This is a genomic window from Knoellia sp. p5-6-4, from assembly GCF_029222705.1.
Classification (GTDB): domain Bacteria; phylum Actinomycetota; class Actinomycetes; order Actinomycetales; family Dermatophilaceae; genus Pedococcus_A.
Genome location: NZ_JARGZF010000002.1, coordinates 895,761 through 918,741, shown reverse-complemented (window position 1 = coordinate 918,741; position 22,981 = coordinate 895,761). Strand labels below are relative to the sequence as shown.

Annotated in this window: 18 protein-coding genes; 10 read left to right on the top strand and 8 right to left on the bottom strand. The window is 73.6% G+C overall.

What is annotated here, in order from left to right; all coding sequences use genetic code 11:
- Positions 1-83: 83 nt before the first annotated feature.
- Positions 84-788: a DUF3105 domain-containing protein gene (locus tag P2F65_RS15805; protein ID WP_275809830.1), complete on the bottom strand. Its 705-nt coding sequence runs from the start codon at positions 786-788 to the stop codon at positions 84-86.
- Between the two features lie 92 nt (positions 789-880).
- Between P2F65_RS15805 and P2F65_RS15800 the strand changes: the two genes are divergently transcribed.
- Positions 881-1,864, top strand: a complete 984-nt coding sequence (locus P2F65_RS15800) for a DNA-3-methyladenine glycosylase 2 family protein (protein ID WP_275809827.1) — start codon at positions 881-883, stop codon at positions 1,862-1,864.
- 112 nt (positions 1,865-1,976) lie between these two features.
- Here P2F65_RS15800 and P2F65_RS15795 read toward each other — a convergent pair whose 3' ends face one another.
- On the bottom strand, positions 1,977-3,014 hold the full coding sequence (locus P2F65_RS15795; RefSeq protein WP_275809825.1) for a coenzyme F420-0:L-glutamate ligase: 1,038 nt from the start codon (positions 3,012-3,014) through the stop codon (positions 1,977-1,979).
- Between the two features lie 2 nt (positions 3,015-3,016).
- Positions 3,017-3,991: a 2-phospho-L-lactate transferase gene (cofD, locus tag P2F65_RS15790; RefSeq protein ID WP_275809823.1), complete on the bottom strand. Its 975-nt coding sequence runs from the start codon at positions 3,989-3,991 to the stop codon at positions 3,017-3,019.
- Positions 3,992-4,168: 177 nt separating this feature from the next.
- Here cofD and P2F65_RS15785 point away from each other — a divergent pair, with 177 nt between their 5' ends.
- Genes P2F65_RS15785 through P2F65_RS15775 form a run of 3 tightly spaced genes read left to right on the top strand, consistent with a single transcriptional unit; the run spans position 4,169 to position 9,270 of the window.
- Positions 4,169-4,432 (top strand): WhiB family transcriptional regulator, encoded by a 264-nt coding sequence (locus P2F65_RS15785; protein WP_275809821.1) that lies wholly within the window; start codon positions 4,169-4,171, stop codon positions 4,430-4,432.
- A 36-nt stretch (positions 4,433-4,468) separates the two neighbouring features.
- Entirely contained in the window at positions 4,469-7,780 is a 3,312-nt protein-coding gene (locus tag P2F65_RS15780) for a glycosyltransferase family 2 protein (RefSeq protein WP_275809819.1), read from the top strand.
- Positions 7,777-9,270 (top strand): DUF5719 family protein, encoded by a 1,494-nt coding sequence (locus P2F65_RS15775; RefSeq protein ID WP_275809817.1) that lies wholly within the window; start codon positions 7,777-7,779, stop codon positions 9,268-9,270. The genes P2F65_RS15780 and P2F65_RS15775 overlap by 4 nt, the downstream gene beginning before the upstream one ends.
- Before the next feature lie 59 nt (positions 9,271-9,329).
- Here P2F65_RS15775 and P2F65_RS15770 read toward each other — a convergent pair whose 3' ends face one another.
- Positions 9,330-9,797: a metallopeptidase family protein gene (locus P2F65_RS15770; protein WP_275809814.1), complete on the bottom strand. Its 468-nt coding sequence runs from the start codon at positions 9,795-9,797 to the stop codon at positions 9,330-9,332.
- A gap of 60 nt (positions 9,798-9,857) precedes the next feature.
- Between P2F65_RS15770 and P2F65_RS15765 the strand changes: the two genes are divergently transcribed.
- Complete coding sequence (locus P2F65_RS15765; protein WP_275809811.1) at positions 9,858-10,253, top strand: DUF3499 domain-containing protein; 396 nt, start codon at positions 9,858-9,860, stop codon at positions 10,251-10,253.
- An 18-nt stretch (positions 10,254-10,271) separates the two neighbouring features.
- On the opposite strand, the gene P2F65_RS15760 is transcribed toward P2F65_RS15765, so the two are convergent.
- Positions 10,272-10,802 (bottom strand): YbaK/EbsC family protein, encoded by a 531-nt coding sequence (locus P2F65_RS15760; RefSeq protein ID WP_275809808.1) that lies wholly within the window; start codon positions 10,800-10,802, stop codon positions 10,272-10,274.
- Positions 10,803-10,908: 106 nt separating this feature from the next.
- Between P2F65_RS15760 and P2F65_RS15755 the strand changes: the two genes are divergently transcribed.
- The 4 genes from P2F65_RS15755 to P2F65_RS15740 are packed head-to-tail and all read left to right on the top strand — an operon-like array spanning position 10,909 to position 16,305.
- The gene (locus P2F65_RS15755) at positions 10,909-12,354 is read left to right on the top strand and encodes a phosphomannomutase/phosphoglucomutase (protein WP_275809805.1); all 1,446 of its coding nucleotides are present in this window, start codon (positions 10,909-10,911) and stop codon (positions 12,352-12,354) included.
- Positions 12,351-12,560, top strand: a complete 210-nt coding sequence (locus P2F65_RS15750; RefSeq protein WP_275809801.1) for a hypothetical protein — start codon at positions 12,351-12,353, stop codon at positions 12,558-12,560. Before P2F65_RS15755 ends, P2F65_RS15750 begins: the two co-directional genes overlap by 4 nt.
- 11 nt (positions 12,561-12,571) lie before the next feature.
- Positions 12,572-13,750 carry an SIS domain-containing protein gene (locus P2F65_RS15745; protein WP_275809799.1) on the top strand — a complete coding sequence of 393 codons (1,179 nt, stop codon included), beginning with the start codon at positions 12,572-12,574 and terminating at the stop codon, positions 13,748-13,750.
- Positions 13,747-16,305, top strand: a complete 2,559-nt coding sequence (locus tag P2F65_RS15740; protein WP_275809796.1) for a DEAD/DEAH box helicase — start codon at positions 13,747-13,749, stop codon at positions 16,303-16,305. The genes P2F65_RS15745 and P2F65_RS15740 overlap by 4 nt, the downstream gene beginning before the upstream one ends.
- Before the next feature lie 223 nt (positions 16,306-16,528).
- Here P2F65_RS15740 and P2F65_RS15735 read toward each other — a convergent pair whose 3' ends face one another.
- From P2F65_RS15735 to P2F65_RS15725, 3 genes are all read right to left on the bottom strand, one after another.
- Positions 16,529-17,551, bottom strand: coding sequence for a calcium-binding protein (locus P2F65_RS15735; RefSeq protein ID WP_275809793.1), 1,023 nt, complete (start codon positions 17,549-17,551; stop codon positions 16,529-16,531).
- Positions 17,552-17,693: 142 nt separating this feature from the next.
- The gene (locus tag P2F65_RS15730; RefSeq protein WP_275809790.1) at positions 17,694-20,936 is read right to left on the bottom strand and encodes a BTAD domain-containing putative transcriptional regulator; all 3,243 of its coding nucleotides are present in this window, start codon (positions 20,934-20,936) and stop codon (positions 17,694-17,696) included.
- A 124-nt stretch (positions 20,937-21,060) separates the two neighbouring features.
- Entirely contained in the window at positions 21,061-21,996 is a 936-nt protein-coding gene (locus P2F65_RS15725; protein WP_275809787.1) for a peptidoglycan DD-metalloendopeptidase family protein, read from the bottom strand.
- A 548-nt stretch (positions 21,997-22,544) separates the two neighbouring features.
- Here P2F65_RS15725 and P2F65_RS15720 point away from each other — a divergent pair.
- Entirely contained in the window at positions 22,545-22,820 is a 276-nt protein-coding gene (locus P2F65_RS15720; protein ID WP_275809784.1) for a DUF3516 domain-containing protein, read from the top strand.
- Positions 22,821-22,981: the final 161 nt, after the last annotated feature.

Here is a 22,981-nt window from a genome sequence, read left to right as displayed (position 1 = left end):
ACGGCGACAGCCCTTCGAGACGACCACGGCGCCGGCCACCCCTCGGGTGACCGGCGCCGTGGTCGTGGTGCCGAGAGGCGGGGTCAGGCCGCGCCCGGCTCCTGGGTGTCGCTGGCGGGGTACTTCTTGATGAAGTCGACGACCACCGCGCCGGAGAGGTCGCCGCACATCTGGCGCTTGCCGGTGTCCTTGGCCCAGTGCGCGAGGGCGTAGGGCTTGTCGGCCGGGAACGCCCCGCGCGAGCTGTCCCACTCGACGACGAGGAACTTGTCCTGCGCCTCGGGCTGCTTGTTGCCCTGCTCGGCGATGTCGCGCAGCAGCTGCTCCTTGCCCTTGGCCTTCTCGCCGTCGTACCAGAGCACCGTGTAGCCGTGCTCGAGGTTGTGCACGAGGGTCTCGAGCGGCGGGCGGTCCGCGGCGGTGTAGAACTTCCGCTCGCTGACCGCCGGGGCGGCGAAGTGGGGTCCGCTCGACGGCGGAACGGTGGTGTACTCGGCGGTGAGCTGGTCGGCCTTGGGGGTGCCCGGGCCGATGTGCTCGCCCTGGCCCTCGCCCGAGTCCGAGGCGACGGGGTCGCAGGAGGCGGCCGACGCGCTCACGCCGAGGTTGGGCAGCTGCTGGCTCTTGGCGTCGTTGATCGCGTACGTCACCACGGCGCCCAGGCCGCCGAGGAGGACGAGGATGCCGACGACGATGCCGACGACGACCCTCTTCTCCTTCGCCTGCTGTGCCTTCTGGACCTCCGCCAGTCGCGCCTTGCGGTCCTGGCTCGCCTTCTTGTTGCTCACGGGATCCTCGCGTTCGGGGGTACTGGAGTTCGCGCGCAGTCTACGCAGGGCCGATGTGCGGCCTCGCCGGTGCAACGGGTCAGACTGTCCGTGTGTCCCCGTCCCGTCCGCCGGCCCGCACACCTGCACCGGACCCTGCGCCCGACCCCGCGCCCGGGGTGGAGCGGGTGTGGCGGCCCAGGCGGCCGGTCTCGCTGGGGGCGATCCTGACGGTCTTCCGCCGGGGCAGCGGCGACCCGACGTTCGAGACCGACCAGGGTCAGGGGTGGTGGCTCGGGCTCCCGACCACGCTCGGCCCCGCCACGCTGCGCCTGCAGGCCCGGCCCACGGACGACGAGGTGGTGGCCCGCGCGTGGGGGCCCGGTGCGCAGTGGGTGCTCGACCAGGTGCCGGCGCTGCTCGGCGACGGTGACGACGCCGACGGTTTCGTCGCGCACCACCCGCAGGTGGCGCGGGCCAGGGCGCAGTATGCCGGGTGGCACGTGCCGCGGTCGGGCCTGGTGATGCACGCGCTGGTGCCCGCGGTCATCGAGCAGAAGGTGACTGGGCAGGAGGCCTTCTCGGCCCAGCGCGTGCTGGTGCGCAGGTACGGCCAGCGCGCGCCCGGGCCCGGGGCGGCCCGCGGGCTGTGGGTCGCGCCGGACGCCAGGGCCTGGGCGGCCATCCCGTCGTGGGAGTGGCTGCGGGCCAGCGTCGACGGCGCCCGCTCCGGCACGGCGGTGCGCGCCGCCCAGCGCGCCGGACGCCTCGAGGAGGCCGCGTCGCTGGGTCTGGAGGAGGCGCACCGGCGGCTGCGGTCGATCCCGGGCATCGGCGTCTGGACCGCTGCCGAGGTGGCCCAGCGCGCGCTCGGCGACCCCGACTCCGTCAGCTTCGGCGACTACCACGTGGCCAAGAACATCACCTGGGCGCTGACCGGCGAGGCGCTCGACGACGACGCCTGCGCCGAGCTGCTCGAGCCGTATGCCGGGCACCGCTACCGCGTGCAGCGGCTCCTCGAGCTCGACGGCGCGGTGCGGCCCCGGCGTGGGCCGAGGATGGCGCCGCGCCGCCACCTGCCGACCCGCCCCCGCTGACCGGCTTGTCCTGCAGCAACTTCTGCTAGCTCAGGTTGCTGCCGTAGGGGTATGTAGCAACCTTGCTCAGCGGCAGCGCCCTCTGCTGAGTGCCGTGGCGAGGCAGCGATGTTCAGCGTTCGGTGATCGCGAGCACGGCCTCGACGACGTCGGGCGGCGACGTCAGCTCCGCGCTCAGGCCCTCGCCCCACAGCGCCACCTCGAGCCGGGCCACCGCACGCCCGAGGGTGAACGGCTCGCCGGCCGAGACGCGCACGTCGCTGCTCCCGACATCGACCCCGACGTCGGGCAGGTCGTGCAGCGCGACCCGCACGGCGCGGCTGACCCGGTCGGCCACCGGCTCGGGGTGCACCGCGGGTATGCCGCAGTGGGCCGCCGCGGGCGTGCCCGGCTCGACCCCCAGGCTCGCGCGCACGGCCTCGGCGCGGCCGTAGTCGAACCAGTCCTCGCGACCGGTGCGCACCAGGACCGCGGCGCCATCGCCGTCGGTCTCGGCCACCCAGTGGCCGGCACCGCGGACCAGCGCGGCGGGCACCCCGTCGGCCTTGCCCTTGACCAGGTCGGCCGCGGCGGCCAGCTCGTCTGCCAGGGCGCGCGCGGTCACCGAGAGGGCGCGGCCGTCGGCGTCGACCCCGCCACGCAGGTCGTCGAGCACGGCGAGGCCGGCGGCACCGAGCGCGAAGTCGACCTGGCCGGCGCGCCACGGACGCCCGGCGGTGTCACTGAGCACCAGGCCCAGGCGCCGGCACCCGGAGCGCGCCACCAGGTCGGCGCGCAGCCGGCGTGCCTCGGCGTCGGGGTCGTCGGGCAGCAGCAGGAGGCGGTCGCCCGCCCCGGTGTTCGAGGCGTCCACCCCGGCCGCCGCCATGACCGGCCCTGCCTCTGCGTGCACGATGCGGGTCACCCGCTCACCCGAGCGCCGCTCGGCCACCACGCGCCGGGTCTGCCCGGCGATGACGGCCTCCCGGCCCATACCCGGCTCACCCCACAGCCCGAGGGCCTTGGAGACGACCTTGCTCGAGACCACGAGCACGTCGCCGTCGGCGAGGCGCTCGCCCGCGGCACCCACGGCGGCCAGGAGCAGCGCGGCGAGGTCGGCGCCCGCCGGCACCTCCGGCATACCGGGCAGGGCGGTGAGGGTGAGCGGCACGGTCAGGGCTGCCGCAGCTCGAGGGCGAGGTCGAGCGCGGCGCCGGCGATGTCGGCGGCGGCGCCGACGTCGGTCATGAGCAGCGGGCGGCCGCGCACGGTGAACCGCTGGCCGGCGAAGGCTGCGGCGTCGTCGGGTGCGACGAGCCAGCCGTCGAGGAAGTCGGCGTAGAGCCCTGTCACGGCGGTGGTCGTGGACTCGAGCCCGATCGCGTTCAGGCAGGCGTCGGCGTGCCCGCGCACGGGTGCGCCGGAGATCAGCGGCGAGACGCCGACCACGGGCGCGCTGGTGCCGCGCAGCGCGTCGCGCACGCCCGGCACGCCGAGGATGATGCCGATCGACACGACGGGGTTGCTCGGGGGCAGCAGCACGACGTCGGCCTGCCGGATCGCATCGAGCACGCCGGGCGCGGCGGTGGCCCGGTCCATGCCGACGGCCACGAACCGGCTCGCCGGCACCGCGGCCTGCATCCGCACCCACCACTCCTGGAAGTGCACTGCCTGCGGGCCGTCGCCCTCGTCGACGACGACGTGCGTCTCGACGGGGGAGTCGGTCATCGGCAGCAGGGTGACCCCCTGCTGCGGCAGCCCCCACCGCTCGGCGAGCCGCGCGGTCACCTCCGACAGCGTCAGGCCCTGGCCGAGCCACTGGGAGCGGGCGATGTGGGTGCCGAAGTCCTGGTCGCCGAGGTGGAACCACTGCGGCAGGGCGCCGTATGCCGCCAGCTCGCCCTGCACGCTGAACGTCTCGTCCGCGCGCCCCCAGCCCTGCCCCTCGTGCACGCCCCCGCCGAGCGTGTAGAGGATGGTGTCGAGGTCGGGACAGACGCGCAGGCCGAAGAGGGTGATGTCGTCGCCGGTGTTGCCGATGACGGTGGTCGTGCTGTCCGCCAGCTCGGGTGTCCGGTCGAGGTGGGCGCGCAGGCCGCGGAGGAAACGGGCCCCCCCGACGCCGCCTGCGAGTGCCGTGATGCGCATGGCGGCCAGTGTGTCAGGGCGCGGTGGTGGACCCGCATCCGGCCGGTCGAGGATCAGGGTCGGCCGTACGGGGCGAATATCAGACTTCCGCTTGACGAAACACGTATGACACGCGTGTAATTCCATCGTTGTCTCGATCACGCACAGCGGGGCAACCACCGGGTCGAGGAGGGAACCGTGCACGAACTTCAACTGGTCTCCGTCAGCTCAGCTGACGAGGCAGAGCTGTCTTGGCAGGAGCGCTCTCTGTGCGCTCAGACCGACCCGGAGGCGTTCTTCCCCGAGAAGGGCGGCAGCACCCGCGAGGCCAAGAAGGTCTGCGTCGGCTGCGAGGTCCGGGCCGAGTGCCTCGAGTACGCCCTCGCCAACGACGAGCGCTTCGGCATCTGGGGCGGGCTCTCCGAGCGGGAGCGCCGCAAGCTGAAGAAGCGTGCGGTCTAGTCGCCCCCCGGCGACACCGCACCTGACGCAGAACGCATGACGCTCGCCCCAGCGCACGCCCACGCCCGCGACGGAGCTGCCGCAGCCACCGCCACGGTGACCGCGGTGCTGGTGCTCCGCAACCCCGGCCCCTGGGTCGGCGAGGTCCTCGACTCCCTTGCCCGCCAGACCCGCACGCCGGAGCGGCTGCTGGTGGTCGACGACGGGGCCCACGGCGAGGCCGTCGAGACGGTCCGGGGGCACGCGGCCCTCCACGACGCCGTGGCCGAGATCCGCTTCACCACGGTGGCACCCGGCACCTCCCTCGGGTCCGCCGTCCGCGCCGCGCTCGCGACCCCCTCCGACTCCTACGAGCACGCGGGCCCCTCCGGCTCCCCAGCCTCGCCGGGTTCCGCGCAGTCGGCCCAGCCGGCCCAGCCGGCCCAGCCGGCCGAGCAGGGCGAGCCCGCCGACACGGCCGAGCCTGCCGAGCCTGCCGAGCAGGCCGAGCAGGCCGAGCAGGCCGAGCAGGCCGAGCACCTCTGGCTGCTCACGGACGGCGCTGCCCCCGACCCGATGGCGCTGGCCCGCCTCCTCGACGCCGTGCGCCGCTCGCCCTCCGTCGGCGCCGCCGGGCCGAAGCTGGTCCGCTGGGACGACCCGCGCAGCCTGGAGTCGGTGGGCATCCAGCTCACCCGAGCGGGGCGCATCATTCCCTCGCCGTGGCCGGGGGAGCCCGACCAGGGCCAGTACGACCGGCGCACCGACGCGTTGGCCGTGCCGTTCGAGGGCATGCTGCTCGAACGCGACCTCCTCGACGAACTGGGCGGCCACGAGCCGGCCTTCGGCGACTTCGGCGCCGACCTCGACCTCTCCTGGCGGGCCCACCAGGCTGGTCACCGCGTAGTCGTCGTCCCGCGAGCGGTCGTGCGCACGCGACCGCGCTGCGGCGAGGGCGTCGCATCACGTCGCCGGGCAGCCCGCCGCGTCGCGCTCACCCGGTGCTCCCTGGCGGCCGCGCCGTTCCTCGCCCTGTGGGTCGCGGCGAGCGCCGTGCTCGGGGGCCTGGTGCTCCTGGTGGCCAAGCAGCCGCGGGCCGCCTGGCGGGAGCTGTCCGACTTCGGCGCGCTGCTCGACCCGTGGCGCAGCCTGGGCGCGCGGTGGCGCTCGCGCGGCACCCGCACCCTGCGGCGCCGCGACCTCGCCGGCCTGTTCATCCGCCCTGCTGCGGCGATGCGCCACACCGCGGACCTGGTGCACGACCAGGTCGTGCTCGAGCGCGGTCCCGCGCAGCGTGCCCACACTCCGGTCGAAGCCCTCGAGAGCGGGCCCGTCTCGGACGAGGCGATGGACCTGCACGTCCTCTCCGCGTCGTGGGTCTCCCGCGTCCTGCGCAACCCGGGAGTCCTCGCGGTGGCGGTGGCCTCCGTCGTCACGCTCTTCGCCGGCCGGCACCTGCCGGGCGGCTTCGCCGGCCGGCTCGAGGGCGGACTGGCCGGTGGCGAGCTCGTCGGGGTGCGGGCCGACTCGCGCACCCTCTGGCACGCCTGGCTCGACGGCTGGCACGGAGCCGCCTCGGGCTTTGCCGGGGAGCAGGGCCCCTACCTCGCGGTCGTCGCCGCACTGGCCTGGCTCGGGGAGCACCTGCCGTGGTCCACGCCGGCCGCCTCACCTGTGGGCGCGACGGTGGCCGCGCTGGTGGGCCTGGCCTTCCCGCTCGCCACGCTCACGGCATACCTGTCGGCGCGGGTGGTCACCCGCTCGCCGTGGCCGCGCGCGCTCGCCGCCCTGGCATGGTCGAGCACCGCCGTGGTCGCCACCGCCGTCGGCGCCGGCCGGCTCGGCGGCGTCGTCGCCGCGATCCTGCTGCCCGCGGTCGCCGCGGGCTTCGCGCTCGCCGCCCGCCGCCGCAGCAGCGCCACGGCCACGGCGGCCACAGCCCTGGCCGCAGCCGTCCTGGCCGCGTTCGTCCCGGCCATGCTCGTCCTGCTCGCCGCCGCGTCCCTGGTGCTCGTCGCCCTGGGCCGCGGCACCGGGCCCCGGGTGCGCGGGCTCGTGCTGCTGGTGCTGCCACCGGCGCTGATGGGGCCCTGGCTCCTTGCGCTGGTCGAGGCACCGTACCGACTGCTCTCCGGTCCCGGCCTCGCCCTGTGGGGCGCGGCCAGCGCCCAGCCGTGGGAGATCGCGTTGGCCCACCCCGGGGGGCCGGGCTCGCACCCGGTGCTGTTCACCGCCCCGCTCGTGCTGGCCGGACTGGTGGGCCTGCTGCGCTGCGGCCCGCGGTCGGCGGCCGCCACCTTCCTCGCCCTGCTCGCCCTCGTCGGGCTGGCGTTCGGGCTCGCGGCGCCGCGCCTGCAGCTCGGCACCGTCCCGGAGGGCCTCGAGGCAGCCGGTGAGCCGATCCTGGCCTGGCCCGGCACCGGTCTGCTCGTCTACGTGCTGGCACTCCTGGCGGCGGCGCTGCTGGGGGCCGACCGCCTGCCGGTGCGGCGCTCGTCCGGTGGCTGGCCGGCCGTGGCCCGCTGGCCGGTGGGCGCCGCGGTGGTCGTGGCGGTGCTGGCCAGCACCGGCTGGACGGCGTGGAAGGCCGTCGGCACCGAGCTCTCCGCCTGGGACGACCCGCGGCCCGCCGTTGCCATCGACCAGGCCGAGGGCACCCTGTCCAACAGGATGCTGCTGCTCGAGCCCGTCGACGGCCAGGTGCGCTACCGGCTGCTCGGCCGGGAGGTCTCGGGCGTGACCCGCGACCTGCCGCTGACCGCGACCCAGCTGCCCGACCGCACCGGCTTGGCGCAGGCGGTCGGCCGCCTCTTCGAGCAGGGCGGTTCGCCCGACTCGCCCGAGCCTGCCGCAGCGCTGTCCGACCACGCCGTCGGCTTCGTCGGCCTGCGCGCCGAGGACACCGACCCCACCATCCGCGCGCTCGACGCCACTGCCGGCCTGTCCAGGCTCGGCGAGCACCGCGGCGTGATGTTCTGGCGGGTGCTGCCCGATCGGGCGGCCGAGGGCACCCTCGCTCCCTCCCGCGCCCGGCTCGTCGACGCCAAGGGTGTGAGCCGCGAGGTGGAGGTCACCGGCGATCACGGGCGCACCGCCACGTCGCTGTCGCCGGGGCGCGGCGCGACCCTGGTGGTCGCCGTGCCGGCCGAGTGGGCCGAGCACGCGCGGGTCACCTACGACGGCGAGGTGCTGCGGGCTGACCCCGGGGCCGCCCAGCCCACCTACGCGCTGCCCGCCGAGCCGGGCCGGCTCGTCGTCGAGGTCCTTCCCACCCATCCGCTGTGGCGGTGGGCGCAGCTCGGACTCCTCGTCGCCGTGGCGTTCGTGGCGCTGCCCGTCGGCGGCCGTCGCACCAGGAGCCGCTCGTGACCGTCTCTGTCAAGGGCATCGCCCGCACCGTGCTCGCTGCCGGTGCCGGTGCCGGACTCGTGTATGCCGCCATGCAGGCTCCGGGTGCGGTGGCCCTGGGGCCGTCCGGCAACGCCGACACCAGCACCGACGGCGGGATGAGCACCGTGCGCAGCGCGGCGCTGGTCTGCTCCGGCCCCGAGATGAAGGGCCTTGCCGGTCTCGGCGACCTCCCGGTCGACGTGACGGTCGCAGCCTCCGCCGCGCCGGTGCGCGTGCTCACCGGCCTGGCGCTGCCGAAGGAGGAGGGTGCCTTCGTGCTCACGGGCCTCGACGGCGGCTCGGTCCGCGCGAGGACGACGGCTCGAGGCCTGGTGGCGACCACGCCACTGTCGGAGGCGGCCCCGGTCATGGTGCGCGGGCAGCAGTCGATGGCCCCGGGCCTGGCGGCCACCCAGTCGTGGCTGGTGCCCGACGGCGACAACCGCAGCCTCGGCATGACCCCGTGCGGCCAGCCGAGCGCGGACGCCTGGCTCGTCGCCGGGGCCGGTGCGGCCGGCCGCCAGGAGCGACTCGTGCTGACCAACCCGGGGGAGAACCCGGTCACGGTGGACCTCACCCTCCACGGCGCCGAGGGCGCGGTCGAGTCGCCCGTCGGGAAGGGCGTCGTCGTCCCGTCGCGGGGGCGGACGGTCGTGCTGCTCGACTCGATCTCCGGGGCCGAGGCGTCGCCCGTCGTGCACGTCGTGGCCCAGGGCGGTGTGGTGCACGCGGTGCTCAACGACCGCTGGCTCGACGGCTCGGTCGCCGCAGGCAGCGACGACGCGGTCGCGGCCGCAGCACCCTCGCGTGAGCAGGTCGTGCCCGCTGTCGCCGTCGACGGTTACGCGGCGCTGCGCGTGGCCGTGCCGGGCGACGGGGAGGCTGTCGTGCAGGCCCGTGCGTTGACCCCCTCCGGCCCGCGGGCGCTGCCCCGGGACGGCGTCGTGCGGGTGCCGGGCGGCGCAGTGCGCAACATCAGCCTGAGGGGGCTGCCGCCGGGCACCTACGGCGTGCAGGTGCGGGCCGACGTGCCCGTCGTCGCCGGGGTGGGTGTGCAGCGCCGGGGCGGGCCCACCACGGTGGGTGACTTCGCCTGGACGACGTCCACCCCACCGATCCGCGGCGTGGCCGGCGCGCCCCTGCCCGCCCACACCCTGGCGGGCAAATCGCTCGACCTCTCCCTCGCCCTGACCAGCACGGGGGCCGGGGCCGGCGTCGAGGTGGTGACCACCGATGCGTCGGGCAGGGCGACCTCGCGTCGCCTGACCGTGCGGGCCGACTCCGCGGCCACCGTCGACCTAGCGGGGGCCACGACGGTGTGGGTGCACCGCCTGTCGGGCAGGGGCCACGTGCGCGCGGGCGTCGTCGCCGGGGGCGAGGACTCCCGCGGCGAGCTCATCTCCCTGATGCCGCTGTCGGACGCCACCTTGCGGACGACCAGCGTGGGCCTGCTCGAGGTGCCCCAGTAGCGGAAGCGAACCCGAGGGTCACTGTGGTGTGCCGGGCGGGCTCAGGGGGCCCCGGGCCATCAGTCGAGGTCGTCGCCGTAGCGGGGGTCGAGCTCGGCGGGGGAGACCCCGAGCAGCGCCGCCACCTGCTCGACCACGACGTCCTGCACGATCGCGGTGAGCTCGCGGGTGTCGTGGGCGCGGCTCTCGACGGGTCGCCGGTAGACGACGATGCGAGCGGGCAGCTTGCCCTGGGCGGGGAAGAGCCGGCCCAGCGGCACGACGGCGCTCTCCCACGGGGCCGGGTCGCTCGGGGGCACGTCCTCGACGGCGAACTCGACCTCCGGGTACTGCGGGCCCAGGCGCGGCTCGAGGCGGGACGCGGCGTCGAGCACGAGCTCGTCGAACTGCTCCCGGCGCGAGGCCATCGCGGGCACGGCCGGCCAGGCGAGGGGGCCGCGGCGGCCCCGGCCCCGGCGGTCCCGGCGCAGCCGCGGGGGCACCGCAGCGGCGCGGGAGGAGCTCGCGGAGGAGCCGGCAGCCGTCATGCCCGCCATGCTACGGCGTGCCGTTGCAGGATCCGGCCGGTCGTGGTTTAGAGTCCCCGCGTGAGTCTGACGAGGAGGTGTTCGCGCACCGCGTGCCCCAACGCCGCGATCGCGACCCTGACCTACGTCTACTCCGACTCGACGGCCGTCGTCGGCCCGCTCGCGACCTACGCCGAGCCGCACACCTACGACCTGTGCACCGTCCACGCCGAGCGCCTGTCCGCGCCCCGGGGCTGGGAGGTCGTGCGCCTGTCGGGGGAGTACGTCGAGCCGGAGCCGACCCACGACGACCTGCTCGCCCTCGCCAACGCCGTGCGCGAGGCCGGCAAGCCCCGCTTGACCGAGCACCCCACGCCGACCGCGGTGCCGGGCCAGGTCGGTCGCACCGACGAGACCCGCTCGGGGGCCGTCGAGACCGGCCGCCGCGGTCACCTCCGCGTCCTGCGCGACCTCTGAGTCCTACAGCGCCAGGCCTTACAGCGCCAGCGGAAGCACCTGGGCGCTGGGCAGGGCGGCGATCTGCGCCGCCGGCACGAGCAGCTTGCTGGCGCGGATGCCGCTGCCGATGACGACGTCGCCGGCCTCGACCACCGCGGGGTCGATGAGCACCGGCCAGGCCGGGGGCAGGCCCACGGGGGTGATCCCGCCGAACTCCATGCCGGTGAGCTCCACCGCCTCGTCCTGCGGGGCGAAGGAGATCTTGCGCACGTCGAGGTGCCGGCGGACGACGCCGTTGATGTCGGCGCGCATGTTCGCGAGCACCAGCACCGCGGCATACCTGACCTCGCCGGCCCGCCTGCCGGCCACGACGACGCAGTTGGCCGAGTGCTCGAGGGGGGAGCCGTAGGCCGCGCAGAAGGCGGCCGTGTCCGCGAGGTCAGGGTCGATGGGGGCGACCCTCGCGCCCGGGAGGGCGTGGACGGCCCGGGCCACGGGCGGCGCGAGGAGGGCCTGCTGGGAGGGGTCGTGGGCGGGCGTCCAGCTCAGGTGTCCTTCGGCAGTCACGTTCGGACCCTAACCGCGGCAGGGCAGGGCAGGGCAGGGCAGGGCAGGGGAAGGGCTCGGCGGCGCCGCCACGTGGGCGCCGCGACCGCACCGCTAGGGTTTCGGCGTGACCGCCCCCGTGCTTGCCGACTTCATCAAGGCCTATGACGTCCGTGGCGTCGTGCCCGACCAGCTCAACGTCGACGTCGCCTACGCCCTCGGCTCGGCCTTCGCCCAGGTGGTCGCCCTGCCGGAGCAGGCCGAGGCCGTCGTCATCGGCCACGACATGCGGCCCTCGTCGCCCGAGCTGTCGCGGGCCTTCGCCGACGGCGTGGCCTCGCACGGGGTCGACGCCGTGCTCATCGGCCTGTGCAGCACCGACGGTCTCTACTACGCCAGCGGCGCGCTCGACCTGCCCGGCGCGATGTTCACCGCGAGCCACAACCCGGCGCAGTACAACGGCATCAAGCTCTGCCGCGCCGGCGCCCGGCCGGTCGGGCAGGACTCCGGCCTGGGCGACATCCGCGACCTCGGCCAGGCGATCCTCGACGGGGGCAACTCCTTCGCCCGGGAGGACACCGAGACCGGCACCGTCACCGAGCGCGACGTGCTGGCCGACTACGCCGGGTTCCTCCGCTCACTCGTCGACCTCTCGCACGTCCGGCCGCTCAAGGTCGTCGTGGACGCCGGCAACGGGATGGGCGGGCACACCGTCCCCGCCGTGCTCGGCACCGCCGCCGGGCTCGACGCCCTGCCGCTCGAGGTGGTCGAGCTCTACTTCGAGCTCGACGGCACCTTCCCCAACCACGAGGCCAACCCGCTCGAGCCCGAGAACCTGCGCGACCTGCAGGCCGCGGTCCGCGAGCACGGCGCCGACATCGGCCTGGCCTTCGACGGCGACGCCGACCGCTGCTTCGTCGTCGACGAGCGGGGCGAGCCGGTCAGCCCGAGCGCCATCACCGCGCTGGTGGCCTCCCGTGAGGTGGCCCGCGAGGCGGCCGCCGGCACCCCGGCCGAGAAGGTCAGCATCGTCTACAACGTCATCTCCTCGGCGTCGGTCCCCGAGATCATCGACGAGGTCGGCGCGGTGGGCGTGCGCACCCGGGTCGGGCACTCGTTCATCAAGGCGGAGATGGCGCGGGCGGGGGCGGTGTTCGGCGGCGAGCACAGCGCCCACTACTACTTCCGCGACTTCTGGTTCGCCGACACGGGCATGCTCGCGGCGATGCACGTGCTCGCCGCCCTGGGGACCCAGGACGGGCCGCTCAGCCGGCTCACCGCGGCATACAGCCGGTATGCCGCGTCCGGCGAGATCAACTCGACGGTCGCCGATGCTGCCGGCGCGACCGAGTTGGTGCGAGAGTGGGCTGCGGGTCGGGGGGCGGAGTTCGACACCCTCGACGGGCTGACCGCGACCCACCGTGGGGGAGAAGGAGACCCGATGTGGTGGTTCAACCTGCGGGCGTCGAACACCGAGCCCCTGCTGAGGCTCAACGTGGAAGCCGCCGATGAGGCCACAATGGAGCGGGTCCGGGACGACGTCCTGGCCCTGGTGAGAGGAGAGGCCCGATGACCGACAAGGCCGGCGCACCCCTGGTGGAGCCCTGGCTGCGCGAGATCCTGCGCTGCCCGGCGTGCCATGCCGAGCTCGCGGACGCGCAGGGGCCGTCGGGGTCGCCCGAGCTGCACTGCACGAACACGCCCGCGTGCGGCCTGCAGTACCGCATCGACGACGGTGTGCCCGTCCTCCTCGTCGACGAAGCCCGCAAGCCCGGCTGACGGGCACGGCGATGGCACCGCTGCTCGACGAGGCGCGCTTCGACAGCGAGGAGGCGTGTGCCGCCCTCGACTCCCACGGCACCCTGCGCTCGCTCGCCATGGCCGGCGCCCAGGTGCGCCAAGCGCTGACCCTGTCGCAGGAGGCGGGCATCGAGCGGGTCGGCGGGGGACAGCGTCCGCGGTCGGTGCTGGTGGCCTCGCTCGGCGGCACCGCCGTCGTGTGCGACGTGCTGGAGACGCTGGCCGAGCCCGGCTCACCGGTGCCGGTCAGCGTGCGCCGCAACGTGCCGCTGCCGGGCTGGGTGGGGCCGCTCGACCTCGTCATCGCCGTGTCGCAGTCGGGTCGGGCCGCCGGACCGCTGGCCCTGGCGGCCGAGGCAGGGCGCCGGGGGGCGTCGCTGCTGACGGTGGGGGCTGACGAGTCGCCGCTGGCCGACGTGTGCGCCCGGGCCCACGGCGTGCACATCGACGTCGGCAACGACCGCGACGGCTCGCGCACCCACCTGTGGGCGATGCTCGCCCCCGTCATGCTCGCCGCCGGCCACCTCGGTCTGGCCGATGTCGACGCGGCCGTGCTCGAGGCGGTGGCCGACCGGCTCGACGACCGTGCGGACGCCTGCCGGCCGTCTTCGGAGTCCTTCGTCAACCCCGCCAAGGTGCTCGCCGTCGACCTCGCCGACACCGTGCCCGTGGTGCTCGGCGACGGCCCGCTCAACGGCGTGGCGGCCTCGCGCGCGGCCTCGATGCTGGCGCGCACCGCCCGTATGCCGGCGACGTCCGGCGAGCTGCCGGACGCCGCCTCCCAGATCGTGGCCTGCTTCGACGGTCCCTTCACGGCGGCCTTCGGCGGGGGCTCGGCAGGTCGCGCCGCGGACGACGTCTTCGCCGACCCCTACCTCGACGGCCCCACGCCGCCGCGGCTGGGCCTGCTCATGCTGCGCGACGCCGTGCCGGAGAACCCCTCGCCCGAGGTCGCCGAGGCCGAGGCCCTGACCGAGGCGGTCGTGGAGTCGGCCCGCGAGACCGGCGTGCGGGTCTCGCAGGTGACGGCCGAGCCGGGTCACCCCCTGGTGCGGCTGGCCGGCCAGATCGCCACGACCGACTTCGCCGCCACCTACCTCGCCCTCGGCCTCGGGCTCGACCCCGCCGTGGCCCCCCACGTCGCCGGCCTGCGCTCGGGCCGCCAGTGACGCTGCTCGACCACCTCCCGCCGCAGGGGCAGCGGGACCCCGACTCGCTGTTCGACGCGTTCGTCGCCTGGGCCGCCTCGCAGGGCCTGACGCTCTACCCGGCGCAGGAGGAGGCGCTCATCGAGGTGATGACGGGGTCCAACGTGATCCTGTCGACGCCGACCGGGTCGGGGAAGAGCCTGGTCGCCACCGGGGCCCACTTCGCGGCCCTGGCGGCGGGGGTGCGCACCTACTACACGGCACCGATCAAGGCGCTGGTGTCGGAGAAGTTCTTCGCGCTGTGCGACCTGTTCGGACCGGCCAACGTGGGGATGCTGACCGGGGATGCCTCGGTCAACGCGGACGCGCCGATCATCTGCTGCACCGCTGAGGTGCTGGCGAACATCGCCCTGCGCACCGGTGCCTCGCCCGACATCGGGCAGGTGGTGATGGACGAGTTCCACTTCTACTCCGAGCCCGACCGGGGGTGGGCCTGGCAGGTGCCGCTGCTCGAGCTGGCGCGCACCCAGTTCGTGCTGATGTCGGCGACGCTGGGTGACGTCACGCCGTTCCAGAAGGACCTGACGCGTCGCACCGGGCGCACGACCGCGGTGGTGACGTCGGCGCAGCGGCCGGTGCCGCTGTCGTACTCGTGGGCGCTGACGCCGCTTCACGAGACGCTCGAGGAGCTGCTGACCACGCACCAGGCGCCGGTCTACGTCGTGCACTTCACGCAGGCCGCGGCGCTGGAGCGGGCGCAGGCGCTGATGTCGATCAACGTCTGCACCCGTGCCGAGAAGGACGAGATCGCTGCTCTCATGGGCGGGTTCCGCTTCTCGGCCGGGTTCGGCAAGACGCTGTCGCGCCTCGTGCGGCACGGGATCGGGGTGCACCACGCTGGCATGCTGCCCAAGTACCGGCGGCTCGTGGAGCAGCTCGCGCAGGCCGGGCTGCTCAAGGTCATCTGCGGCACGGACACTCTCGGGGTGGGCATCAACGTGCCGATCCGCACGGTGGTGCTGACCGGGCTGACGAAGTTCGACGGGTCGCGGCAGCGGCTGCTCAAGGCTCGCGAGTTCCACCAGATCGCGGGACGCGCGGGTCGCGCCGGCTACGACACCTCGGGATCCGTTGTCGTGCAGGCGCCAGAGCACGTCGTCGAGAACCACAAGGCGCTGCAGAAGGCGGGCGACGACCCTAAGAAGCAGCGCAAGGTGCAGCGGAAGAAGCCGCCCGAGGGGTTCGTGACCTGGACGGAGGAGCAGTTCCACCGGCTCGTCGAGGCCGAGCCGGAGCCGCTGGTCTCGCGCATGCAGGTGAGCCACTCGATGCTGCTGAACGTCCTCGCGAGAGAAGGCGATCCCTACCTGGCGATGGCGAAACTGCTGCGCGACAACCACGAGGACCCGCGCAGGCAGGCCAGGCTGTCGAAGCGGGCGATCCAGATCTACCGGTCGCTGCTGACGGCGGGGGTGGTGGAGCGGCTCCCTTCACCGGACGACGACGGTCGGACGGTGCGGCTGGTCGAGGACCTGCAGTTCGGTTTCGCGCTCAACCAGCCGCTGTCGCCCTTCGCGCTGGCTGCCTTCTCGGTGCTCGATCCCGAGTCCCCGACCTACGCCCTCGACGTGCTCTCGGTGGTGGAGGCGACGCTGGACGACCCGCGGCAGGTGCTGCTGGCGCAGCAGTTCAAGGCGCGAGGCGAGGCCGTGGCGGAGATGAAGGCCGAGGGCATCGACTACGACGAGCGGATGGAGCTGCTCGACGACGTCACGTGGCCCAAACCGCTGCAGGAGCTCCTCGAGGCGGTGTTCGAGACCTACCGGCAGGGGCACCCCTGGGTGGCGGAGACGCCGCTGTCGCCGAAGTCGGTGGTGCGCGACCTGTGGGAGCGCGCCATGACCTTCGGCGAGTTCGTCGCCTACTACGGGCTGTCGCGCTCCGAGGGACTGGTGCTGCGGTACCTCTCCGACGCCTACAAGGCGCTGCGCCAGACCGTGCCGGACTCACTGAAGACCGAGGAGGTCTCGGACCTCGTCGAGTGGCTGGGCGAGGTGGTGCGGCAGACCGACTCGAGCCTGCTGGACGAGTGGGAGCAGCTGACCGACCCCTCGTTGGCTCTTGGGGGTGCCGACGGCATGGTCGAGGTGCGGCCCGGGGGAGTGGGGGACGAGCCGCGGCCGATCACCGCCAACGAGCGGGCCTTCCGGGTGCTCGTGCGCAACGCCATGTTCCGGCGGGTGGAGCTGGCCGCCCTGCGCCGGTGGAACGACCTGGGCGAGCTTGATGCCGACTCCGGGTGGGACGCCGAGCGTTGGCGGGAGGCGATCGAGGACTACTTCGAGGAGTACGACTCGATCGGGACCGGGCCGGATGCGCGCGGGCCTGCTCTCCTGCAGGTGACCCGGGAGCCGGGGCGCTGGCTGGTGCGGCAGGTCATCGACGACCCCGAGGGCGACCACGACTGGGCCATCACGGCGGTCGTCGACCTTGCGGCTTCGGACGAGGCTGGCGAGGCGGCTGTCACGGTCACCGGCTTCGGCCCCGTCGGCGGGTTCGCAGCCGAGCGCGAGTAGCCCACCCGACGTCTGCGTCGAGCCGGCTACTGCGCGCGCTGCAGATCCTCTGCGTTGGGCAGGTCGAGCAGAGACGCTACCGGTGCCAGCAGTTTCGTCCTGAGGGCAAAGGAGATGTCAGGTTTCCCTCGGCAGCAGTCACGAGATGACCGCACTCCGCTCACACGGCGAGCGGGCCGCGACCCCCTCCCGTCGCGACCCGCTCGAGGGTGTGTGTTCGGGGTCAGTTGACCCGGCGCACCTTGATGATCTCCCCGAAGGTGTTGGTGTCGAGGTCGACACCGTTCGGGCCACCGTCCGGCATGCTGCTGTTGCCCGAGACGACCTGCACCTTGCCCCCGTCGCCTTCCACGTAGTCCTTGGCGGCGATGCCGATGTGGTCGGGGTCGTTGTCGCCGTTCCAGTCGAAGAGGAGCAGGTCGCCCCGCTTGATGTTGCCCTCGGACGCGACCGTGGAGAACGCCGGGCTCGTCGTGCTGTAGAGCCAGTTGGTGTAGTCCATCTCGTTGGGAAGGTCGCGGCCAGCCTGGAAGTAGGCCTCGTGGGCGAAGATGCCGCACCACTCCGGAGAGCCGGGCGTGCCGCTGGCGTTGCCCGTGCGCTCGGTCCACACCTGCCAGTACCCCAGGTTGTAGAGCTGCTTCTCGTCGAGACCGATGAAGGCCTTCGCCCACTCCGTCGCACGCTCGGCGAGGGCGTCGGCCTCACCACTGCGCTCGGCCGCCCGGGCGACCCTCTCGCAGTCGCCGGCCACCTCGTCGACGTTGTCGGCGATCACGACGTCGCGCGTGCCGTCGCCGCACTGCACCACGTCGACCTCGCCGTCACGGGTGAAGATCGTGTCGTTGCCCAAGTCGCCGCGCACCGTGTCGCCGCTGCCGGAGGTGCTGGAGTCCGTGTCGTCGTCGGCGTACAGCCGGTCGTCACCGGAGCCGCCGTCGATGACGTCGCGTCCTGGGCCGCCGTAGAGCCGGTCGGGGTTGGCCCCGCCGAAGAGCCGATCAGCACCCGTGTTGCCGAACAGGGTGTCGTTGCCGTCCTCGCCGTAGAGGTCGTCGTCGTCACCGGCACCCTCGAGGTGGTCGCTGCCGCCTCGTCCGTAGTAGGTGTCGGCGGCGCTGGTCCCCTCCTTGGTGTTGTCGGCGTCGGTGCCGGTCCAGGTGGCCGCGTAGGCCGCTTGCCCGCTGGCGAGGATCGCCGCGGCGAGGACTGTCGTGCCCGTGACGCGGCTGAAGGTGCGCTTCATGGTGGTGCTCCTTGGGTCCGTGTCGGCGACCCTCGTGTGCCGCGTGGTCGCCGCCTGCTCCGGCCCACCGCTGCGGTGAGCCCTGGGGAGACCGTCGCGGGCGCCGCTGCGAAACCGCTGCGGATGCGCTACGCGTCGTGGCTCAGCGCAGCAGGCCGCCTGCCGGCTGGTGCTCGGCGAGGTCGACCTCGTCGGGGACGACTCCGGCACGGGCCAGCGCCGCCTGCTCGCGGCGGGTTGACTCCTTGGCTGCCGCAGCCTGCCCCTGCAGTCGCTGGACGTGCGCGAGGTCCCGCAGCGTGCCCGCGACGCTGAGGTCGCGGCCCAGCACGGCGAAGGCGTCGACCGAGCGACGGAACTCGTCGGCGGCCTCGGCCAGTCGTCCCAGAGCGAGGAGCGCGCGACCGCGGGTCCGGCTGGTGCGCGCCGTCAGGAAGGCGTCCTGGGCGGCGACCGCGCGCTGGTGCGCCACCGTGGCGTGGTCGAGGGCCGCTGCACCGTCTCCGAGGGCGGCCTCCACCTCGGCGCTCGCGTCGAGGGCGACGGTGAAGAGGTGTTCGGCGCCGAAGCGCTGCAGGACCACCAGCGACTCACGCACGAGCTGCTGTGCGATCTCGAGCTCACCGAGCCGTCGGCAGGTGCGCGACAGGTAGACCGTCGCCAGTGCATGGGCCAGCCGGTCGGCGGAGTCGTCCAACAGCGAGCGGGCGGTCGTGAACTCGTGTCGCGACTGCACCAGCTCGTCGTAGTCGTTGTGGAGCTCGCCCCGCACGATGTGCGTCCAGCCCTCCAGCGACCGGTCGGGGTGGCGCGACAGCAGGTCGGCCGCCCTCGCCAGCTCGGCCTCGGCCGTATCCCGGCGCCCGAGGGCCAGGGCGGCATGCGAGGCGACGAGTCCCGCCGCTGCGGCCTGCGTCGCGGCCCCGAGGAGGGTGAGGTCCCGGCGGGCCTGGGAGGCCAGCGTCAGGGCCGGCGTCGAACGCCCCAGGTGGTCGTGCTGATGCCATGCCCTGGCCACGGAGAGCACGGCGCGGCCAAGCCGCTGGTCCTCACAGTCCTGGGCGAGCTCGGCGGTGACCGACTCGCAAGCGGCCAGCCAGGACAGGTGCTCGGGGGACACGTGGTGGGCGTTGCCCGCAGCGGCCAGCAGCCGCCAGGCAAGCTGCGGTCGGTGATGGGCGACCGCACGGGCACAGGACCTCACGGCCTCGAGGGCGGTCATGCAGGCCTCGCGGGCCTCATCGGAGTCGAGACCGGTCTCCACCTCGATGGTCACCCGCCGCTCGTCCTGACGCGCGTCCCGGGGTGGCGGGGCGGCCGGCAGGAACTGCAGAGGGAAGGCGTGGCGGTAGCCCTCCACCAGGACCAGCAGGCTCGCACTGACGGAAAGCACGGCAGCCTCGGCCTCCGCCTCGCTGACTGGTGCGTGCTCGCGAGCGAAGCGGGCGACGAGGTTGTGCAGCCGGTACTGCGCCTCGTGGCCCGGCACGATCACCGGCTCGACGAAGCTCGCGTCGATGAGGGCGTCCATCGCCCGCTCACCCGCGACCTGGTCGTCGAGCAGGGCCTGCGGCACCCACGGGGAGAACGTCTGCAGCGGCAGCACCGCCAAGAGGGCGGCGGTCTGGCGGGTGCGTTCGGGGAGCCGGTCCCACACCATCGTCAGGCTGGCCCGCACGGACGCGTTCTCGGGGCCGCCGGTCTCGATGTCGTCCAGGCCCCTCGCGATGTCCTGCAGCCTCCGGGCCATGCGGCGGACGCTGAGGTCGGGGCGCTGTGCGAGCCTGCCGCCCACCAGGCGCAGGGCCAGCGGCAGGCACCCGGTGTGGGAGGCGAGCTCCTCCGCGGCGGCCGGGTCGGCCTCGACGCGCTCGGCTCCGGCCACCCCCGCGAGGAGGCGGACGGCGTCCTGCGTGGGGAGCGGGCGCAGACGCAGGTGGTGCGTGGGCTGCAGGCGTGACGGGGGAGTGCGGGCGGTGACGAGCGCCATCGAACCCGCCGAGGTGGGAAGGAGGTCGAGCAGGCTCTGGTCGATCTGGTCGGCGCGGTGGTCGACATTGTCGAGCACGACGAGCAACCGACGGCCGTCGATCAGGGAGCGGTAGAGACCGGCGCGGGCGGCGGGGGTCTCCGGGATCGCCTCGGGCATCACCCCCAGGAGGTGCAGGAACACGGCAATGACGGAGTCGGCCTCGCCCGTGCTCTGCTCACTCGACACGTCGACGTAGAGCGTGCCGCCGGGGAAGGTGTCGCGCACGCGGGCGCCGGCCTCCACGACGAGGGCGCTCTTGCCCACGCCCGCGAGGCCGGTGACGAGCACCGTGGCCGCTGCCTCCGTGCTGCACGCCCCCGCGGCGCTGATGGTTTCCAGCTCCGGCTCGCGGCCGAGGAACCCGTGCGGGCGCCGGGGAAGCGTCCTGGGGGTGGGTAGCGCCTGCCCCACGGAGGGGACAGGTGAGGGGAGGGACTCGGCCACGGTTCCCACGATGTCGCGTGCAGGAGTCGGACTCGGGTCCGAAGGAGCGGGTTGCGGCTTCGCTGGTGTCTCTGGCGTCTTGAGCTCGGAGGCTGCTGGCTGCGGCTTCGGCTCTCCTGCAGCGGATCCCGTCGACACCGGCGCAGGCTGTGGCACCTCACCGGACAACACGCGGCGATGGGCCTCCTGCAACCGGGGCGACGGCTCGACGCCGAGCTCGTCGTCGAGCCGGTGGTAGGCCGTGCGGTAGACCTCCAGGGCCTTCGCCTGCTGGCCGCACGCGGCCAGGGCGAGCACGAACTGGGCGAGGAAGGTCTCGTTGTAGGGGTGCCGGTTCGTCAACGCGGCGAGCTCGGCCACCAGCCCGTCGAGACGCCCGACGACCAGGGCGGTGTCGATGCGCTCCTCGAGCACGGTGAGGCGGGCGTGCGAGAGGCGGTCGCGCTCGAGCTGGACAGCAGGCGTCTCGGGGGCGCCCTGCAGGGGTTTGTCGCCGAACAGGTCGAGGGCCTGCTCGTACAGGTGGAGGCTCTCCTGTGGCCCCTGCGCTCGGGCGGTGCGCGCGCGGCATACCAGCTGTTCCCACGTGGTCAGGTCGACGCGAAGGCGGGCGTCGAGGCGGTAGCCCGAGCCGTCGGTCAGGAGCACCGTGCTGCCCGCCCCGCCCGCCTTGCGGCGGATGCCGCTCACGAGGGCCTGGACGCGGTTGCGTGCCGAGGGTGGTGGGGCGTCGCCCCAGAGCCACTCGCTGAGACTGGTGGTCGTGAGGCCGCCACCGAATGCGGCGAGGGAGAGCAGACCGCGCTCGAGCCCGCTCAACCGGACCGGCCCGTCGGTCACCGGGCAGAGCTCGACCTGGCCCAGCACCCGCAACTCGACGGCACCTTCGGCAGCCTCTGGAATCGGCACAGGCGGAACATATGGGACGAAAGTGACGGTGTCACTACCTCTTTACCAATGGCAGACCAACATGGCGCCGCGGACTCCGCGGCGCCATGTCGGCGCTGTTGGCTCTAGGTGGAGGCGCCTGCTGTCAGTACGTGCAGCCGGTGGAGGGCAGGTCCTTGGGGAGGGGGACCGGGTTGTCGTTCGCGATGGCGGTCAGCATCCTCTGCGGGCACACGCTGTTGTAGTAGCCGTCGCTCTGCATGCTGTTCTTCCACACCTGCAGGTGGAGGTGGTTGCCGCTGGACTGGCCGGTGCTGCCGACGTCACCGATCTTGAGCCCCGGGCTGATGCCCTGACCGGCGGAGACATCCGGCTGGTCGTACATGTGGCAGTACATGTACTGGCCGCCGCCGATGCCGCGGATTACGACGCCGTAGCCGCACCAGCTCTGGCCGAGCGGGGCCCAGCCGGCCGCCTCGACGTGGCCACCGCGCAGGGCACGGATGTTCGCGCCGGCCGGGGCCTGCAGGTCGGAGGAGGGGTAGTCGTGGTGCGGGTCGTCGAGACCGGCCTTGCCCTCGGGCATGTCAGCCAGGGCGACGGGGAGCACGGTCGGGTTGACCCAGTTGATGTCCTCGCAGTTGCCCTTGGGGTCGGTGTTGGTGGCCGTCGGGAAGAGGTCCTGCGAGTCGGCGAACACGGTGTCGGTGCCATCACCGCAGTTGATGCGGTCGGTCATGCCGTCGCGGGCACGCATGATGTCGGCGCCGGTGCCGCCGAACATCTCGTCCTCGCCGTCGTCGCCGATGACCTCGTCGTTGCCGTCGCCACCGACGACGTGGTCGGCACCGGTGTCACCGTCGACGATGTCGGGGCCCTCGCTGCCGAAGAGGCGGTCCTGGCCGCCGCGGCCGTTGATGGTGTCAGCGTTGACCGTGCCGTGGATCTCGTTGTCTCCGCCATCGCCCTCGAGCACCGCGGCGAAGGCCACGCCTGGTGCAATCGCGAGCGTGAGCGCCGCTGCGACGGTCACGAGACCGGCGCGACGGGAGCCGGTGCGCTTGGTGATGGAAGTCCTCATAAGTTGTCCCTTCTGGTCGCAGCGGCCGATTGCCGCTGCCGGAGTTCGACGGGACCTACGGTTTCGGGACGCGCTGCGGAGCCGCTGCGATTCCACTGCGGAGCGATGCGAGCACCTTGCTCGGCGCCGCCGATAGATAGATGGCGGACTTGGCGCTCGACGGACTCGAACCAAGGCAGTCAGGACGTGCTGTTGACTGGTAACAGGTCGGTGATCGCGGACGCGCCGATCATCTGCTGAACCGCTGAGGTGCTAGGACGGGCGACCTCGATCGTCCGCGGCAGGTACTGCTGGCGCAGCAGTTCGAGGCACGCGGTGAGGCCGCGGCAGACCGACTCGAGCCTGCTGGACGAGTGGGAGCAGCTGACCGACACCTCCGCGGTGGCCGCGCTGGCTGCTGCCGCTGAGGTCCTGCCCGGGGGAGTGGGGGACGGGCCGCGGCCCATCACCGCCAACGAGCGGGGCCTTCCGGGTGCTCGTGCGCAACGCGATGTTCCGGCGGGTGGAGCTGGCCGCGCTGCGCCGGTGGAACGACCTGGGCGAGCTCGATGCTGACTCCGGGTGGGGACGCCGAGCGGTGGCGGGAGGCGATCGAGGACTACTTCGAGGAGTACGACTCGATCGGGACCGGGCCGGACTCTCGCGGGCCGGCTCTTCTGCAGGTGACCCGGGAGCCGGGGCGCTGGCTGGTGCGGCAGGTCATCGACGACCCCGAGGGCGACCACGACTGGGCGATCACAGCGGTCGTCGACCTGGCGGCTTCTGACGAGGCTGGCGAGGCGGCTGTCTCGGTCGCCGACCTTGGCCCGGTCGGTGGCTACTGAGCGAGCAGGAGCTCTTGGGTGCCGGGAGGGTCGAGCAGCCCGTCTGCGCGACCCAGTGCTTTCTGCACGAATTCCTCTCACTGCCATTGAACAGCCGCACCGCCGCTATGACGGCGGCTTCGAGGGTCGCACTCGTCCGCTGATGGAGACGTATGCCGCGG

What these genes read in the sequence shown, in the direction of transcription:
- P2F65_RS15770 (WP_275809814.1), bottom strand. Translation starts at nt 9,797, where the DNA reads ATGACGGCTGCCGGCTCCTCCGCGAGCTCCTCCCGCGCCGCTGCGGTG.
- cofD (WP_275809823.1), bottom strand. Translation starts at nt 3,991, where the DNA reads ATGCGCATCACGGCACTCGCAGGCGGCGTCGGGGGGGCCCGTTTCCTC.
- P2F65_RS15735 (WP_275809793.1), bottom strand. Translation starts at nt 17,551, where the DNA reads ATGAAGCGCACCTTCAGCCGCGTCACGGGCACGACAGTCCTCGCCGCG.
- P2F65_RS15725 (WP_275809787.1), bottom strand. Translation starts at nt 21,996, where the DNA reads ATGAGGACTTCCATCACCAAGCGCACCGGCTCCCGTCGCGCCGGTCTC.
- P2F65_RS15745 (WP_275809799.1), top strand. Translation starts at nt 12,572, where the DNA reads ATGGCACCGCTGCTCGACGAGGCGCGCTTCGACAGCGAGGAGGCGTGT.
- P2F65_RS15780 (WP_275809819.1), top strand. Translation starts at nt 4,469, where the DNA reads ATGACGCTCGCCCCAGCGCACGCCCACGCCCGCGACGGAGCTGCCGCA.
- P2F65_RS15750 (WP_275809801.1), top strand. Translation starts at nt 12,351, where the DNA reads ATGACCGACAAGGCCGGCGCACCCCTGGTGGAGCCCTGGCTGCGCGAG.
- P2F65_RS15720 (WP_275809784.1), top strand. Translation starts at nt 22,545, where the DNA reads ATGCTGACTCCGGGTGGGGACGCCGAGCGGTGGCGGGAGGCGATCGAG.